Source organism: Nesterenkonia salmonea (assembly GCF_005771525.1).
Lineage (GTDB): Bacteria > Actinomycetota > Actinomycetes > Actinomycetales > Micrococcaceae > Nesterenkonia > Nesterenkonia salmonea.
The window spans coordinates 1-15,103 of record NZ_VAVZ01000030.1 but is presented as its reverse complement, the minus strand read 5'-3'; the positions used below and the strand labels follow the sequence as shown (position 1 = coordinate 15,103).

Annotated in this window: 18 protein-coding genes; 12 read left to right on the top strand and 6 right to left on the bottom strand. The window is 59.9% G+C overall.

The window, feature by feature from the left end; translation table 11 throughout:
• The first annotated feature begins 62 nt into the window (after positions 1 to 62).
• Entirely contained in the window at positions 63 to 1,541 is a 1,479-nt protein-coding gene (locus FEF26_RS10965; protein ID WP_138253582.1) for a CitMHS family transporter, read from the top strand.
• Between the two features lies 1 nt (position 1,542).
• Here the strand turns inward: FEF26_RS10965 and FEF26_RS10960 are convergent, their stop codons facing one another.
• Positions 1,543 to 2,844, bottom strand: a complete 1,302-nt coding sequence (locus tag FEF26_RS10960) for an aspartate aminotransferase family protein (protein ID WP_138253581.1) — start codon at positions 2,842 to 2,844, stop codon at positions 1,543 to 1,545.
• Between the two features lie 126 nt (positions 2,845 to 2,970).
• Here FEF26_RS10960 and FEF26_RS10955 point away from each other — a divergent pair, with 126 nt between their 5' ends.
• Complete coding sequence (locus FEF26_RS10955) at positions 2,971 to 3,912, top strand: LysR family transcriptional regulator (protein WP_138253580.1); 942 nt, start codon at positions 2,971 to 2,973, stop codon at positions 3,910 to 3,912.
• Positions 3,913 to 3,953: 41 nt separating this feature from the next.
• Positions 3,954 to 4,643 (top strand): alpha/beta fold hydrolase, encoded by a 690-nt coding sequence (locus tag FEF26_RS10950; RefSeq protein ID WP_138253579.1) that lies wholly within the window; start codon positions 3,954 to 3,956, stop codon positions 4,641 to 4,643.
• Here FEF26_RS10950 and FEF26_RS10945 read toward each other — a convergent pair.
• A complete protein-coding gene (locus FEF26_RS10945) occupies positions 4,615 to 5,400 on the bottom strand; it encodes a DUF3626 domain-containing protein (protein WP_138253578.1) in 786 nt (261 codons plus the stop codon). The two genes, FEF26_RS10950 and FEF26_RS10945, sit on opposite strands and share 29 nt — an antisense overlap.
• Before the next feature lie 171 nt (positions 5,401 to 5,571).
• Here FEF26_RS10945 and FEF26_RS10940 point away from each other — a divergent pair, with 171 nt between their 5' ends.
• Positions 5,572 to 6,549, top strand: coding sequence for an MsnO8 family LLM class oxidoreductase (locus tag FEF26_RS10940; RefSeq protein ID WP_138253577.1), 978 nt, complete (start codon positions 5,572 to 5,574; stop codon positions 6,547 to 6,549).
• Here the strand turns inward: FEF26_RS10940 and FEF26_RS10935 are convergent.
• From FEF26_RS10935 to FEF26_RS10925, 3 genes are all read right to left on the bottom strand, one after another.
• A complete protein-coding gene (locus FEF26_RS10935; protein WP_138253576.1) occupies positions 6,482 to 7,645 on the bottom strand; it encodes an NAD(P)-binding domain-containing protein in 1,164 nt (387 codons plus the stop codon). The two genes, FEF26_RS10940 and FEF26_RS10935, sit on opposite strands and share 68 nt — an antisense overlap.
• A 68-nt stretch (positions 7,646 to 7,713) precedes the next feature.
• Entirely contained in the window at positions 7,714 to 8,301 is a 588-nt protein-coding gene (locus tag FEF26_RS10930; protein WP_138253605.1) for a DUF998 domain-containing protein, read from the bottom strand.
• Positions 8,302 to 8,416: 115 nt separating this feature from the next.
• A complete protein-coding gene (locus FEF26_RS10925) occupies positions 8,417 to 8,827 on the bottom strand; it encodes a VOC family protein (protein WP_138253575.1) in 411 nt (136 codons plus the stop codon).
• A 74-nt stretch (positions 8,828 to 8,901) separates the two neighbouring features.
• Between FEF26_RS10925 and FEF26_RS10920 the strand changes: the two genes are divergently transcribed.
• From FEF26_RS10920 to FEF26_RS10885, 8 genes are all read left to right on the top strand, one after another.
• The gene (locus tag FEF26_RS10920; protein ID WP_138253574.1) at positions 8,902 to 9,492 is read left to right on the top strand and encodes a TetR/AcrR family transcriptional regulator; all 591 of its coding nucleotides are present in this window, start codon (positions 8,902 to 8,904) and stop codon (positions 9,490 to 9,492) included.
• A 16-nt stretch (positions 9,493 to 9,508) separates the two neighbouring features.
• Positions 9,509 to 9,811 (top strand): putative quinol monooxygenase, encoded by a 303-nt coding sequence (locus tag FEF26_RS10915; RefSeq protein WP_138253573.1) that lies wholly within the window; start codon positions 9,509 to 9,511, stop codon positions 9,809 to 9,811.
• A 128-nt stretch (positions 9,812 to 9,939) separates the two neighbouring features.
• Positions 9,940 to 10,347: a YciI family protein gene (locus FEF26_RS10910; RefSeq protein ID WP_138253572.1), complete on the top strand. Its 408-nt coding sequence runs from the start codon at positions 9,940 to 9,942 to the stop codon at positions 10,345 to 10,347.
• Between the two features lie 18 nt (positions 10,348 to 10,365).
• The gene (locus FEF26_RS10905) at positions 10,366 to 11,508 is read left to right on the top strand and encodes an RNA polymerase sigma factor (RefSeq protein WP_138253571.1); all 1,143 of its coding nucleotides are present in this window, start codon (positions 10,366 to 10,368) and stop codon (positions 11,506 to 11,508) included.
• A gap of 59 nt (positions 11,509 to 11,567) precedes the next feature.
• Positions 11,568 to 11,915, top strand: a complete 348-nt coding sequence (locus FEF26_RS10900; RefSeq protein ID WP_138253570.1) for an ArsR/SmtB family transcription factor — start codon at positions 11,568 to 11,570, stop codon at positions 11,913 to 11,915.
• 31 nt (positions 11,916 to 11,946) lie between these two features.
• Positions 11,947 to 12,924 carry an SRPBCC family protein gene (locus FEF26_RS10895; protein WP_138253569.1) on the top strand — a complete coding sequence of 326 codons (978 nt, stop codon included), beginning with the start codon at positions 11,947 to 11,949 and terminating at the stop codon, positions 12,922 to 12,924.
• Between the two features lie 10 nt (positions 12,925 to 12,934).
• Positions 12,935 to 13,288, top strand: coding sequence for a dihydrofolate reductase family protein (locus FEF26_RS10890; RefSeq protein WP_208012902.1), 354 nt, complete (start codon positions 12,935 to 12,937; stop codon positions 13,286 to 13,288).
• Positions 13,285 to 13,716 (top strand): VOC family protein, encoded by a 432-nt coding sequence (locus FEF26_RS10885; RefSeq protein ID WP_138253568.1) that lies wholly within the window; start codon positions 13,285 to 13,287, stop codon positions 13,714 to 13,716. The genes FEF26_RS10890 and FEF26_RS10885 overlap by 4 nt, the downstream gene beginning before the upstream one ends.
• Here the strand turns inward: FEF26_RS10885 and FEF26_RS10880 are convergent.
• Positions 13,688 to 14,689, bottom strand: a complete 1,002-nt coding sequence (locus FEF26_RS10880) for a TerC family protein (RefSeq protein WP_138253567.1) — start codon at positions 14,687 to 14,689, stop codon at positions 13,688 to 13,690. The genes FEF26_RS10885 and FEF26_RS10880 overlap by 29 nt on opposite strands.
• Positions 14,690 to 15,103: the final 414 nt, after the last annotated feature.

The window sequence follows — 15,103 nt, the reverse complement described above, 5'->3', positions numbered from 1 at the left end:
GTCACCTGGCTCACACTTCCTGACGCCGAACGTACCCGTAGAACCGCATCTAGGAGAACACCATGCTCAGCCTAATTGGCCTCGCAGTGATCGTCATCATGACGACGCTGCTGATCATGGGGCGCATCGCCCCGATGGTCGGATTGACGGTGATCCCTTTCGCGGGGGCATTGCTGGCCGGCTTCACCTTCACTGAGATCGGCGATTTCTTCGGTGAGGGCATCGGCGCGGTACTCGACGTCGCAGTCATGCTGATCTTCGCGATCCTCTTCTTCGCGATCATGAACCAGGCAGGGCTCTTCGACCCCTTAGTGCGGCTCGTGGTGCGGTTGACCCGCGGAAATGTCATCGCCATCTGCGTAGGTACCGTCTTGCTGGCCGCTGTCTGTCACCTGGACGGCGCTGGCGCCTCCACATTCCTGATCGTCATCCCCGCACTGCTTCCCCTCTACCGCCACTTGGGCATGAGCCCCTATCTGCTGCTGTTGCTCGCTGGCATGAGCATGGGCGTGCTGAACATGCTTCCCTGGGGCGGACCAGTTGCTCGTGCCTCAGCCGTTGTTGGGATGGATCCCATTGCACTTTGGCGGGGCCTGATCCCGGTGCAGATCCTCTGCCTGCTGATGCTCGTGGTGGCTGCAGTGCTGCTTGGGATGCGCGAAAAGCGCCGGATCGCTGCCCGCGGCGGCGCGCCAGTGGACGTCGACGTGGAAGAGACAACTACTGAAACCTTGGAAGGTGAGAAGGAGCCGGCCGAACAGCGCGAACTGGTCTCCGCATCAGCCCAGGGATCAACAGGGTCGGCTGCCTCGGACCGTGCCTCATCAACCTCCGGCTCAGGATCCCAGACCGCAGGCGCTGACGCGTTCAGCGGCGATGCCGACGAACTGTGGGGCATCCAGGACGGCGATAAGCGGACCCCGCGCTGGCAGATGGCTGTCAACACCATCTTGGTTTTGGGCATGCTCGCCCTCCTGGTTTCCGACATCCTGCCCGCTCCCCTGGCGTTCATGCTCGGTCTCAGCGCAGCCTTGGTGGTCAACCATCCCAAGGTCAGCGACCAAATGGAGACCATTAAGGCCCATGGTGGCAGCGCGATCGCTACCGGCGCGATCGTGCTGGCTGCCGGCTGCTTCCTAGGCATCTTGGAGGAGTCCGGAATGTTGGATTCTCTGGCGACAGACGCCGTCTCCATCCTGCCTGCCGCCCTGGTTCCCTATGTGCACCTGATCGTCGGTTTCTTCGGGCTCCCCCTTGAACTGCTGTTAAGCACTGACGCCCATTACTTTGCGCTGCTTCCCGTAGTGGAGGGTGTCGCCGGACAAGCCGGAGTCGAGACGATCTCCGTGGTCTACGCAGTGCTGGTGGGCAACATCATCGGGACATTCATCAGCCCGTTCTCTGCCGCACTGTGGCTAGCTCTGGGACTCGCTGGTTGTGACATCGGCAAGCACATCCGCTACTCATTCCTGCCCATGTGGATCTTCTCCGTGCTCGCTCTGGTGCTCGCACTCGCCCTTGGGTTCATTCCGTGGAGCTGAGTCACCGGGCAACGGCAGCGATTGATTCCCGGAGAATGTCGATTCCCTCAGCCAGTTCGGTGTCACTGGTGGTCAGCGGCGGTGCAATCCGGAAGACCCCGCCCATCCCTGGAATTTGGACAATATTGATGTGAAGGCCGCGCTGCAGGCTCTCGTGAGTAACGGAGGAGACAAGATCGTCGACTGTTCCGTTCTCGGGTGCTCTCAGTTCCAGTCCCTGCAGCAGGCCACGCCCGCGCACATCAATGACGACCTCCATAGTGTCCTGCAGATCGCGAAGGCCTTGGCTGAGCTGATTGCCCAATTTCGACGCCTGCTCTATCAGTCCTTCACGTTCTACAACATCCAGCACAGTGCTGCCCACACTGGCAGCCAGCGGATCATTGAGGTGGGTGGTGTAGAAGAGGAAACCTCCTTCGGCCACACGTTCCTCCACTTCGGCGGAAGTCACGACTGCGGCAACCGGCAATCCAGCTCCGAGCGTCTTTGAGAGAGTAATGATGTCCGGAACCACGCCGTCACGTTCGAAGGCATACATGGTGCCGGTGCGTCCGACTCCGGTCTGCGCTTCATCGAGTATCAGCAGACCGCCGCGGGCGTCGCAGTGCTCTTTGAGCCGGGCGAGGTAACCCTCAGGGAGCTCTATGATGCCTCCTGAAGACAGGATGGGCTCCACCATCACGGCCGCGAGCGCTCCAGTGGACTGCTTATCAATCAGTGAGAACCCAAAGTCAAGCTCGGTGCGCCAGTCGTGACTGCCGTCGTCGTTCCGAAACGGCGAGATGCCCGGGTGGGGCGTGGGCAACGCGAAACTTCCCGGCATCCAAGGCCCATATCCGCGGCGACCAGCGGACATGGTTGCCGAGGCTGCTCCGTAGGTCATGCCGTGCCATGATCTGTCAAAGCTGATGACCTCATAACCACCGGTGTACATCTTGGCCATCTTCAGAGCCGCCTCATTGGATTCAGCTCCGGTAGTCAGCAACAGGGTCTTGGTGAGGGGATCCGGCAGAGTAGAGGCGAGCTTCTCGGCAAAGTCCACCACCGGGCGGCTCAGCATGCCGGAGAAGAGATGGTCCAGGGTCCTGATCGATGAGTTGACGGTATCGACTATGGCTGGGTGCCCATGTCCGAGAACCGCACTCATCTGACCCGACGTAAAGTCCAGAATAGCCCGGCCGGTGTGGTCGTAAATGTAGGAGCCTGAAGAACGTTCGATGATGGCCGAACTGAACGGTGCCCCATATCCCACCACGTGCTTGGAAGCCCGATTCCAGAAATCCTCGGTGTTCGACTGTGACATTACTGCTCCTGACTGAGAACTGGGCGGTGTATACGTTGTCCATTCTCGAGGTCCTTACACTATGAAACAAGTAAACAATCTCAACTTACTGTTCGTCATATACGAACACTTGAGTATGATCACTGCATGTTGAATCCCCAACGCCTGCGGGTCTTTCAGGCAGTTGTCGCAGCCGGGTCGTTGCAGGCCGCGGCGCGAAACCTGCACTACTCCCCCGCCACTGTGAGTCAACACATCACGGCACTCAGCAGAGAGACCGGGCTGCAGTTGTTTGAAAAAGACGGGCGCGGCAGACGCCCCACCGCAGCAGGAGTGCATCTTGCTGAACAGGCGACTGCTGCGCTCTCAGGCCTCAGCCGATTAGACCAAGTGGTCGATGATCTGCGAAGCCAACGAAGCAAGCACCTAGCAATCGCTTGTTTCTCCTCGGTGGCCCAGGAGTGGATTCCCGAGGTCGTGCGCCGGGCCCGGGAGTCGGAACCAGAGTTAACAGTCGAGATCAGTCTCAACGAGCCCCACGGAGGCCAAGGCCGCAGACCAGCCGGTATAGATGTCCGCAACGAGTCCATGGAGGAGCCTGCGGCTCCCCTGGAGGACTGTATTCGTCACGAATTGTGTGTAGAAGACTTCGCGGTAGTCATTCCCAGCGATCACCCGCTGATTTCTGAGCGGAGCGTGAGCATGCGCCAGCTGCAGAAGGAAAACTGGGTTGACCACGACATCTACGAGAGCCCCACTGGACGAATCATCCGCTCCGCTGCTCTGGCTGCGGGCTTCACCCCGCAATTCAGTGCTCGGCTCGACGATCACCACGCCGCCCTAAGAATTGTCTCGGCGGGCCTGGGCATCGCAGTGCTTCCGCGCCTTGCACTACGAGACCTTCCGCCGGGCGTGGTTGCCAGACCTCTGCGCAGACCTCGAGTGCAGCGTCGTATCGTGGCGCATGTACGGCATTCGGCGAGCCTCGATCCCATCGTTGCCGGATCGCTTATCTGCCTGAGGCAGCAGGCCCAGCTCCTAATCGCCGACCAGCCGTCCAACCGTGACGACGGCAGCACCGGGGACTAAGCTCAAGCTACCCCCCTCCTCCGCTGAGAAAGGCCTCGGCTATGGCGCACTTCATTATGATCCCAGGATTGTGGCTTGATGCCAGCAGTTGGCGCCAGGTCACCCCTCCCCTAGTCGCAGCTGGCCACAGCGCCCATTCGCTCACGCTGCCTACGGGTCGCGACACTTCAGTGCAGGACTGGGTCAGCGCGGTCGTACTCGCCATCGACTCAGCACCTGAACCTCCAGTGTTGGTGGGTCACTCTGCTGGCTGCGGACTGACCTACGCGGCTGCTGATGCACGCACTGATGCGGTCCGCCATATGGTGCTCATAGGAGGCTTCCCGTTGCCTGACGGCATGCCGTTACTGGATCAGCAGTTTCCGAACTCCGAGGGTTTCGTGACACTGCCTAGTTTTTCGACCTTCAACGCCGAGGACCTCTCAGGGCTCGACGACGACGCGCTGAAACGTTTCCGTGCAGATGCAGTGCCAGTGCCGGCTGAAGTGCTCGTCGGCACCCTACAACTGAGCCACCCGGAACGGCGCCGCATTCCGACCACTGCAGTCTGCACCGAATACTCGGCGGCGGATCTCAAGAGTTGGATCGAGGCGGGGTTCCCACCGACCACAGAGTTTCCCCACTTAGCCGATCTCAGCTTCGTCGACCTTCCCACGGGACACTGGCCACAATTCAGCCGCCCCGACGAGCTTGGTCAGCTCCTCATACACATCCCCGATCGCTCCGGGTGAGCTTGTCAGCATGAGAGGTCCCGCGTCCGAAGCGGGCAAGCAGGTGCCATACCCGCTTCACCTGCTGTGGATCGTGGTCACCGCTTCGAGCAGCTTGAGCCACGTCAGTGGGAGTGATGTGCTCCCCTAATTCCTGCGCAAGGGTCACAGTCTCAGGGCCGCGGAAGGCTATGTCCAGATTCCTCGTACACAGTATGAAAACCGGATGAAACTCGACGGCACATCCGAGCCTTCCCGCGGCCTCAGCCACAGCCCCTGTTCTATGGCAGGGGTCGAGTACAACAGCCTCAACGTCCTCAGCGACGCTCAGACCCGAGTGGACATGCGCTTCAACATAATCGTCCAGGTAGTCATGTTCGCTTGAGTCGGCCACTGAGCAGAGCCGCTCAAGTTCACTGGCGCCTACTACGCCAGCGGGCTCGAAGACACTGTCGGGGAAGCAAAAAGTCGTCCTTTCCAGCACGTGGGGACGCAAACGAAGGTACGCAGAGCCAAACCGAGGCGAGCCGCCGTATGCGTCGTCGTGCCGGTTCCATGCACCGTACAGAGGCCGGGAGGCGGGGTCGCTGGAATCGTATCTGGTGCCGAATAGGCGGCTCTCCCACCGCCAACGTTGACCTCCGGGATAAGCGGTCAGCCCTCCGTTGCTGGTCCCAGTCTCGAATTGAGATCGATACCGTCCATCGCGCGCCATCGATTCGATGACCAAGCCGTCCTCGTGCGCCCAGTCTGGGTGAAACTGCAGAGTCAGACTCATGGCTGAAGTATAGGCAAGGCCATACCGGCGAGTATTAGAGCGTTGTTGAGAGGTCAGGTACTTATAGCATTCTGAATCCTCAATAACCTCCTGGTCATCGACAGCGAGGGTTTGCCGCGCCAAGAGAGTCCACGCGGGAAGGTTTCACTGGCACTGGGGGTTGGCGGTGGTGTGAGACTCTCTCTGCTGGATCGATCCCGCACCCGCACTGACTATCCAGAAAGTGCGGCGCTGCAGCACTCTGTCGAACGCGCCATCGGGGCTGAAGCCCTTGGGTTCCATCGTTTTTGGGGAGCAGAACATCACGCTGTACCTGGTGTTGCCTCTGGGGCTCCTGCCGTACTGCTGGCTGCTGTGGGAGCGCGAACCTCACAAATCCGGCTCGGGTCAGGTGGGGTGATGCTGCCACATCACCAACCGATCGTGGTCGCAGAGCAGTTCCTCATGCTGGAGGCTCTTTACCCTGGCCGCATAGACCTGGGAGTGGGCCGCAGCCTGGGCTTCACCGAACCGGTGCGGCGAGCGCTTCGGCAGCAGGACGACGACGCGGAGCAATTCGCCGCGGATATTGAAGAACTGCGCAGCTTCTTAGGCGGGGAGGCACCGGTGACGGCTCGACCGGTCGCGGAATCGCCGCCTGAGGTCTTCCTGCTCGCGACAGGCCAGGGCATCGCCACCGCCGCTCGACTCGGACTTCCCGTCGTGATCGGAGGTCCAGTCCTTCACTCCCCCGATCTTCCGGGCATGCTGGCCGAGTATCGCCGGGGTTTCCACTCTTCGCCAGCTGCACCGGAACCGTCGGTGATCATCTCACTGGATGCTTTCGTGGCGGACACCGAAAGTGATGCTCGGGAGTTGGCCCTACCGGAGGCTTGGTCCATGGCCCGCTCCCGGGAGACAGGAAGGTTTGATGCGCTGGAGCCCGCATCGGCAATCCGGTCGCGCACGTGGAGTCCGCGCGCCCACCAGCGTGTAGAGGAAAACCTTCAGCGGGTTATTGCCGGGCCACGGGAGGCCGTTCGGGCAGGGGTGGAAAAGCTCCTTGAAACTACCGGTGCTGAGGAGCTCATTCTCTCCACCTCTACTTACGATCGGCAGGTGCAGGATGAGCTCGACGCTGACCTGGCTCATCTGATTCTTGGCCGTTGAGTGTCGTCACCAGGGACTTCACCGCTTCGCGCCCGGCCCGGTTGGCGCCGATTGTGGACTGCGATGGCCCGAATCCGATCAAGTGGATACGTGGATCACTGACAACCCGAGTCCCGTGTATCTGAATTCCGCCGTGCTCGTTGCGAAGCCTCAGAGGGTCCAGGTGTTTCAGGTCGGGCCGGAATCCGGTGGCCCAGAGAATGGTGTCGACAGAGGTGAATGACCCGTCCGCTTCCCGCACTCCGAATGGTTCGAGGGCGGTGAACATCGGTCTCCGCTTCAACACACCGCGTTCTTCGGCTGCTCGGGCGTACGATGTCCACCCGAGACCTGTGTAGGAAACCACGCTGCGTGGAGGCTTCCCGGCCTCTGCGTCTGCTGTCACCATTGCAATGACGCGGCGCCCCTCAGTCTCAGCGCGGAACTCCTCCCCGAAGAAGTAGGGCTCACGCCGTGTGTACCAGTAGGCGGTCGCCACACGGGAGACCTCCTCTAGTTGTTGGAGAGCTGAGATGCCACCACCGACCACGGCAACACGCTGACCGGCAAACTCCTCTAATGAGGTGTAGTTCCGGGTGTGCAATTGGCGTCCTTGAAAGGTTTCTTGACCGGGATACTCGGGCTGGAGCGGGTTGTTCCACGTACCTGTGGCGTTGATGATCGCCTGGGCCTCCCACTGCCCTCGATCTGTACTTATGAGAAAACCATGCTCACCCGGGGCGCCGCCTCTCTGCACCAGGTTTACGCGCACCGGCCGGAGAATCGGTAGATTCCTGGTTGCCTCAAAATCAGCAAAGTAACGCGGAACTGCCTGACGGCTTGGTTCCTGGGGATCAAGTGGCGGTTTCGGAAATCCGGGAAGATCAAAGATGCCGTTGACGGTCTCCATCCGCAGGGACTGCCAACGGTGCTGCCAGGCACCCCCTGGAGCGGCGTTGGCATCGAAGATGACGAAGCTGCGCAAAGCCTCAGGCGTCTCAAGTGCACTGGCAAAGCCCGCGCGCTGCAAATGGTGTCCAGCTGAGAGACCGGCCTGTCCTGCCCCGATCACGACAACTGTCGGCGATCTAGGCCAGGTCTTAGCGGCGGGAGTCATCCCTTAGATTCTAAGCTCTGGCTTCCGCCCGTCGGGCTGTGCCCGTCCAGCGCAGAGAGTCTCGTTTTTCAAGAAGGGCCGAGCAGGAGTAATGTCCCCGAAGTCCAGCCGAGCGCTCCGATGACTACTGCTTTCTGGATGAGCCCTGTCACCGGAGAGTCCTGCTCCCAAGCGCTACCGAACGCCGCAACTCCCATCACCAGGAGAGCAGCCACTACTCCGGCAACAATGTGCGCGCCGAGACTGTCCATCGTGAATCCAGCCGCGAAAACGGTCAGTGGAAAACAGCAAAAGACCACAAGTCCCGCGTGGTCATGGAGCCTATGTGACAGCGAAAACTCAACCGGATCACCGTTCGAGGTTCCCATGGGGTAGCCACGCATCGGGTCCATCGCGAAGGCCCCGGACGCTACGAGCCCATTCCCCAGGATCATCAGCATTCCCGCGAAGAACCCACTCGCCTGGGCCTGCAGCACTCCTAGACCACCGGCAATAAGTCCTGTGCCGGAAACTATGAAATTCGCCGTTTGTATCCACCCGCGTCTTCCCAAAGCGAGCGCACTAATGGTGTGTCGGGCCGATGAATACCCGGGGCGCGTCCAACCATCGAGGAGAAACACCACAATGAAAACGCAGCAACTGAGCGCACCACTCATAAGCAGCACAGAACCGATCCCTTCAGTGCCGACAATTGAAGTCCGCTCAGCACATCACAGGCCCATACACCCGGAGAGTGCCGTGAGTCATGATCTGACTTCTGCCAGTGCCGACCTAGGGGTGATGGATGAACGACTCCTTGTAATCTTCAGTGGGCTCTATGGGCTGAATCACGTCAATCAAGACCCGGTCCGGCCCTTCCAAAATAAAGTGCCGCTGACCGAAGTCTTCACTGCGAAGTGGCTGGACTGTCCGCAGGTTCGGTATGGCCTTCAACTGCTCATGGATCGCGTCGACATCGTCGACTTCAAGGTTTAGTAGCACACCCTGCGGCAGCACCCGATGACGGGCGGGAACCGTCTCGTGGTCATGAGCTAGCAGAGCCAACTCGAATGCTCCCTGGCGCAAACTGACATACCAGGACGAATCATAGACAGTCTCGAAGCCGAGGTACTTGCGATAGAACTCCGCGGCAGCGGGCACATCGGAAGACATCAGGACGGGATAGAACGAGGTGGTCACCATGGAGGGAATCCTTTACGTACGATGGTATGTAACTCTCATAGGATACATACACTATGTACGTAAAGGAAGATGATATGCCCCGTGCAAGTGCTGCCGCCGCTGCTCAGACAGCTCAAGACATTTTGGCCGCAGCTATAGATCTCTTCTCCGAACATGGCTTCTCAGCGGTTTCGGTAGACGACGTTGCTCGGCAGGCACATGTCACCCGCGGAGCGGTCTACCACCACTACAACAACAAGCTCGGGCTCTTCAGTGCCGCGGCAGAGAAACTGCAGAACAGAGTCGCCGATGCCGTTGTCGCAGCGGCAGAGAACTCTGGCGAGGACCCCCTGAGACAGCTGCGCACCGGATGTCACGCGTTTCTCGACGCCATCACCACCGAGTCTGCAGCCCGAATTCTGCTCGCCGAAGCGCCTACCGTGCTGGGATGGTGCCAGTGGCGCAGAATGGATTCAGAAAATTCTGTTGTACACCTCCGCGACGCCTTAGAGGCCACGGGAGTAGCCCCGCACCTGCTCGAAGCCACCACAGCCCAGCTCTCGGGAGCAATGAATGAGGCCGCTCTCTGGATCGTCGAAGGTGGTTCTGCCGACCGCGATGCGGCGCATGAGGTCCTCGACCGGCTCATCAACGCAGCACTGGACCCTTCCACTGGGGGACCCTAGGCGCTAGATTCACCTCATGACCTTCGCAAACGTAGGAACGCTCGGGACACAACCTGGCCAGCTCGACGCTGTGGTCGCCATCCTCACACGACCAAACCCGGCCCTGGCCGAGGCTGGTTGCCTGCTCTATGAGGTGGGGACTTCGCAAGATCAACCCGACACGGTTTTCGTGACGGAGCTGTGGACCTCCGCCGCTGCCCACCAGCAGTCACTTCAGCTGGCATCAGTTCGGGAAGCAATCGCCGAGGCGATGCCCCTACTCACTGGGGAGATGAGCGGATTCCAGTACGACGTCGTCGACTCACCTCTGCGTGACTGACCAAGAGAAAACACCCGCAACTATCCACAAGGAACATTTTCCTGCGGAATGTCGAAATTCCAGCACCAGCTCCGTCCTAGTTATGGACGCAGCACATCGGCTGCGCGGAAACGAAGGAGAACATCATCATGGCCAAGTACCTCATGCTGAAGCACTACCGCGGCGCTCCAGAAGCAGTCAATAACGTCCCGATGGACCAGTGGGCGCCCGAGGAACTCTCCGCCCACATCCAGTACATGAACGACTTCGCCGCAAGACTCGAGCAGTCCGGAGAATACATCGATAGCCAGGCACTTGCCCCTGAAGGCGAGTGGGTGCGTTTCGACGGCAAAGGACTCCCGCCTGTAACTGATGGGCCTTTTCCCGAAACCAAGGACCTCATTGCAGGCTGGATGATCATCGACGTCGATAACCATGCCCGGGCGTTGGAACTGGCGGGTGAGCTCTCGGCCGCACCGGGAGCTGGTGGCGAGCCGCTCCACGAGTGGCTGGAACTGCGCCCGTTCCTCAGCGATTCTCCTCAGAGGACCGAATGACCCCTGAGGTCACCTGTGGTGGATGAGACCATGCTGCGAGACCTAGTTCCTCAGGTCCTCAGTGCCCTCATCCACCGTGGGGCCGATTTCGCAGCCGCCGAAGACGCAGTGCAAGAAGCTCTGCTTGAGGCCATCCGACGTTGGCCCCATGAACCGCCCAATGACGCCAAAGGATGGCTGACGGCAGTGGCATGGAACAAATTCCTCGATGCCGCGCGCTCTGACACTGCCCGACGGCGCAGAGAAGACACTGTTCACGCCGAACCTTGCGCGCCACCTGCACCGGCTTCTGACGACACCCTGCAGCTCTATCTTCTCTGCGCCCACCCCGCGCTGTCCTCATCCTCGGCAGTGGCGCTGACCCTGCGCGCTGTCGGCGGCCTCACCACTGGTCAGATTGCCCAGGCCTATCTGGTGCCCGAGCGCACCATGGCTCAGCGCATAAGTCGGGCTAAGCGCAAACTGGTGGGAGCCCGATTTACTGATCCCGGCGGCGTCGCCACGGTCCTCAAGGTGCTGTACTTGATCTTCAACGAGGGGTATTCCGGCGATGTGGATCTCGTCGCCGAAGCTATCCGACTGACCCGCCAAGTGGCGCGCCACGCCAACCATCCTGAAGTGCTCGGGCTATTGGCTCTCATGCTGCTGACTGCTGCCCGTCGGCCCGCACGCGCCACTCCTGACGGCAGCCTGATTCCCCTGGTCGATCAAGACCGCACAGCCTGGGACTCCGAGTTAATAGACGAGGGCACCACTGTGCTGCAGCACGCTCTGGCTCGTGAACAACTGGGCGAGTACCAGGCACAGGCGGCAATTGCAGCCCTGCACGCTGATGCACCGACTACCCAAGAGACCGACTGGACCCAGATCGTCGAGTGGTATGACGAACTGGTCAGTATCACCCACAGCCCAGTGGCCCGTCTGAATCGAGCCCTCGCACTCGGACATGCCAAGAGCCCTGAGGCCGGACTGGCCGAACTGAGAGCCCTTCCTGACTCCCTGCCTCGACACGCAGCCGCGGCCGCTTACCTACAAGAACGCCGAGGTGACCTAGCCGAAGCCGCACGACTTTACGCCCAGGCGGCAATAAGGGCCTCGAATCTCGCTGAGCGCAATTACCTTATGCATCAAGCAAGCCGCCTGAACACTTGCCTGGACTAATCCCGTCTAGCTCGCCATCCCTTGACGTGTCACGACAGACACATCTAACATGCAACCTAATGGTTGTATATCTAGATTCAGACACGAACCTCAGCGACGATGAGGTGGACCGAATTTTCCGCGCCTTAGCGGATGCCACTCGCCGTGACATTGTGCGCCGCACTCTAGTTGACGAAGAGTCCATCTCCGATCTGGCTGCCCGCTATGAGATCACATTCGCGGCAGTGCAGAAGCACATCACAGTCCTGCAGGGGGCCGGACTTGTGACCAAGCATCGCAGCGGCCGGGAGCGTCTGGTTCGCGGCAACCCCGAGGCGATTCGCAAGGCCCGCACTCTCTTAGACGCCTATGAACGCATCTGGCAAGGGCGCATTGAGCAGCTCGACGCCCTACTTGCCGAGAACTAATCCGCCACCCTGCAGCAGAAAGGCCAATACCGTGCCCATCACATCGGTCGACAAAGACCTCACAAATCTGACTATGTCAGTGGTCGCCGACTTTCCGGTCCCGCTGCCGCGACTCTGGGACGCCTACGCCGACCCGCGGCAGATCGAAAGATTCTGGGGTCCGCCTGAGTGGCCCGCAACCTTTACCCGCCACGATCTCTACCCCGGTGGCAGATCTGAGTACTACATGACAGGTCCCGGTGGCGAGCGCTCGCACGGGTACTGGGAGTTTACTACGGTGCAGCAGGGGCACTCCTTTGAAGTCATTGACGGCTTCGCCGCGGAAAATGGCCAGCCCAATGAGGAAATGCCCTCAATGCAGATGGTCTTCACTTTTGAGGAGACTCCCACTGGCTCCCGCCTCACCAACACCACGTACTTCAACACTCTGGAGGAGTTGGAGCAGCTGATCACAATGGGCATGGAAGAGGGCGCCACAGCCGCCATGGGCCAGATCGATGAGGTTCTAGAAGACCTCGCATCCTTCGCCGCAGATCGCGCCCTCACAGCCCAGATACTTTCCCCCACCCAGGTCCGGATCAGCCGGATTATCCGCGGCGCACCACAGCAGGTCTGGAACGCGCATCACGATCCCGGGCTACTTACCCGCTGGCTGCTGGGACCGGATGGGTGGACGTTCACAGACTGTCAGGTCGCCACCGCTGCCGGGGAGACCTTTCGCTACGCCTGGACCGACGCCAATGGAGAGAACGGCTTCGCTATCACTGGCGAAGTCCGAGAATCAAACCCTCCGCATCGCGAAGTGTTCACCGAAACGATGGAAGATATGGACGGTCCACCAACCCTGAACGAGCAAAACCTGACAGCCGTTGAAGGCGGAACCCTGCTGACCCTGCTCATCACCTACGCCACTGAAGAACAACGCGACGCCGTCTTGGCAACTGGCATGACTGACGGCATGGAGACCAGCTACGCCCGTCTAGAGACTGAGCTTCTGGCCACGGCCTGATCTGCCAGCAATGGGTGTTTGGGGCGAGGTCGACCTCCAGCGATCGGTGGACGACGTCGCAGCACTCAAGAAGACCGAAGGTGGCCCTATCAGCGTGCACGGCAGCGCTGCCCTCGGCCACACCCTCGCCGACGCTGGTCTGGTGGACCGCTATCATCTGCTGGTCTTTCCGCTGCTGCTCGGTGCTGGTAAGCGGCTATTCAGCACCTCTGATAGGGACGCCACTGAGCTGGAGCTGATTGACCATGAGGTGTACAGCAACGGCGTACAAAAGATGATCTACGACGTCGTCCCCGCAGGCAGGGCCGGATGGGCAACTCCACACGCCCCTGATCTGTCCTACACAATCAAGGAGAAACCGTGACGCGAGCGTTCACCATTGCACTGCCCACGAACGACCGACAGCGCACCTTCACCTTTTATCAGGAAACGTTGGGCCTGCAGCCCATCGGCGAGCCTACCGAGGACGGGGTTCCAGAGCCCCTGCAGTTCCGGATCGATGAAAAATCCACGGTGATGTTCATTCCCACTGGCGGGTTCGGGTGGGTCCTCGGAGACAGACAAGCCGCACCCAACACCGTCAGTGAGTGTATCCTGAGTCTGACAGTGGAGAGCCCCACCGAAGTCGACGACATTATCAATCGTATGCGTGCCGGCGGCGGAGAGGTGTTCGCAGAGCCCACCCAGCAGGATTGGGGGTTCACCGGCGTCGCGACGGACCCTGACGGCCATGCCTGGCAGATCATCGCCGTGCCGGATCACCCTACGAAGTCTGGTGTTCAAGCTCCCTGACGCGGATCTTCCGCGCACTGATCAGCGACGCGGTGACTGTGACCACCAGGATGCCAGCTATGACCACCAACGAAATACCGGTGGGGATTTCGATGACGTGCACGCTCTCCCCCGAATTGATGAACGGCAGATTGTTGTCATGCAGCGCGTGGAGAATCAGTTTGACACCGATGAACCCCAGGATGGCGATGAGTCCGTATGAGAGATAAGCCAGTCGGTCGAGGAGTCCGTCCAGCAGGAAGTACAGCTGCCTCAGGCCCAGAAGCGAGAAGGCTGTCGCCGTGAAGACAATATACGGTTCGCTGGTCAGCCCATAGATCGCAGGGATTGAGTCCAATGCAAAGAGAACGTCGGTGCCACCAATGACCACCATGACCAGCAGCATCGGCGTGAGCATTCGTCGCCCGTTGATCACCGTAGTGAGTTTGTCGCCGTCGTAGTCATCGGAGGTCTTCAACCAACGGCGAGCAGTGCGCATCACGATGTTGTCATCGTTGTCTGAGCGTTTCTCGTGTTTAACCTCATTGCGCAGCATGTTGGCGGCGGTCAACAGCAGGATGATCCCGAACACGTAGAAGATGTCGCTGAAGACGGTAATGAGCCCGGCGCCGAGAAAGATCAACACAGTGCGTGCTATCAGGGCGAACACAATGCCGAACAACAGGACTTTCTGCTGGTACTTCCGAGGAACATTGAAGCTGGAAATAATCACCAGGAAGACGAAGAGGTTGTCTACTGACAGCGCCTTCTCTGTGAGATAACCGGCGTAGTACTCCACCGCTTGTCCGGAATCTCCCAGAATGACGAAGAGAAGACCGAAGAGCAGGGCGATACCCACATAGAAGCCTGACCATGCGGCTGATTCCCGCAGGGTCGGTTCGTGTGCTTTCCGCACGTGTCCGAAGAAATCAACGGCAAGCAGAGCCATGATGGAGACGAGAGTGAGGGCCCAGAGCAGGGGTGTTATTTCCATGAGGCAACCTTTCGAGAGCGCGACATGCGCAGTCTGCGTCGCAAGTCTCTCCGCCCGAGATTCTAGATCTCAGACTGCTGTGTCCGGCAAAGCTCAGGGGCTTTGCGTGTTGACGTTCACAGCTCTAGGGATACTCCCTCACTGATCTGATGATACACCTGAATCAGGGCCCGCAACCTTGTTCAGGAGGCCTACAAGGTGCGCAGCTGCCTCTCATAGCTCCGGATCACCGAGAGGCGGCGCTGCAGGAGTCCCAGCATTCTCAACACTCGCTCTGTGGTGCCTACAGATGACATGCGCATATTCTTTCGTTAATGCGGACGCTAACTGTCCGCAATCACTGCCAAGCTAGTGGTGTGTCTCAGTTTTGTTTGATGGCTTCGAGGGCGACGCGGCCGCGGGCGACTTTTTCGA

What these genes read in the sequence shown, in the direction of transcription:
- FEF26_RS10965 (WP_138253582.1), top strand. Translation starts at nt 63, where the DNA reads ATGCTCAGCCTAATTGGCCTCGCAGTGATCGTCATCATGACGACGCTG.
- FEF26_RS10960 (WP_138253581.1), bottom strand. Translation starts at nt 2,844, where the DNA reads ATGTCACAGTCGAACACCGAGGATTTCTGGAATCGGGCTTCCAAGCAC.
- FEF26_RS10955 (WP_138253580.1), top strand. Translation starts at nt 2,971, where the DNA reads ATGTTGAATCCCCAACGCCTGCGGGTCTTTCAGGCAGTTGTCGCAGCC.
- FEF26_RS10950 (WP_138253579.1), top strand. Translation starts at nt 3,954, where the DNA reads ATGGCGCACTTCATTATGATCCCAGGATTGTGGCTTGATGCCAGCAGT.
- FEF26_RS10945 (WP_138253578.1), bottom strand. Translation starts at nt 5,400, where the DNA reads ATGAGTCTGACTCTGCAGTTTCACCCAGACTGGGCGCACGAGGACGGC.
- FEF26_RS10935 (WP_138253576.1), bottom strand. Translation starts at nt 7,645, where the DNA reads ATGACTCCCGCCGCTAAGACCTGGCCTAGATCGCCGACAGTTGTCGTG.
- FEF26_RS10930 (WP_138253605.1), bottom strand. Translation starts at nt 8,301, where the DNA reads ATGAGTGGTGCGCTCAGTTGCTGCGTTTTCATTGTGGTGTTTCTCCTC.
- FEF26_RS10925 (WP_138253575.1), bottom strand. Translation starts at nt 8,827, where the DNA reads ATGGTGACCACCTCGTTCTATCCCGTCCTGATGTCTTCCGATGTGCCC.
- FEF26_RS10920 (WP_138253574.1), top strand. Translation starts at nt 8,902, where the DNA reads ATGCCCCGTGCAAGTGCTGCCGCCGCTGCTCAGACAGCTCAAGACATT.
- FEF26_RS10915 (WP_138253573.1), top strand. Translation starts at nt 9,509, where the DNA reads ATGACCTTCGCAAACGTAGGAACGCTCGGGACACAACCTGGCCAGCTC.
- FEF26_RS10910 (WP_138253572.1), top strand. Translation starts at nt 9,940, where the DNA reads ATGGCCAAGTACCTCATGCTGAAGCACTACCGCGGCGCTCCAGAAGCA.
- FEF26_RS10900 (WP_138253570.1), top strand. Translation starts at nt 11,568, where the DNA reads ATGGTTGTATATCTAGATTCAGACACGAACCTCAGCGACGATGAGGTG.
- FEF26_RS10890 (WP_208012902.1), top strand. Translation starts at nt 12,935, where the DNA reads ATGGGTGTTTGGGGCGAGGTCGACCTCCAGCGATCGGTGGACGACGTC.
- FEF26_RS10880 (WP_138253567.1), bottom strand. Translation starts at nt 14,689, where the DNA reads ATGGAAATAACACCCCTGCTCTGGGCCCTCACTCTCGTCTCCATCATG.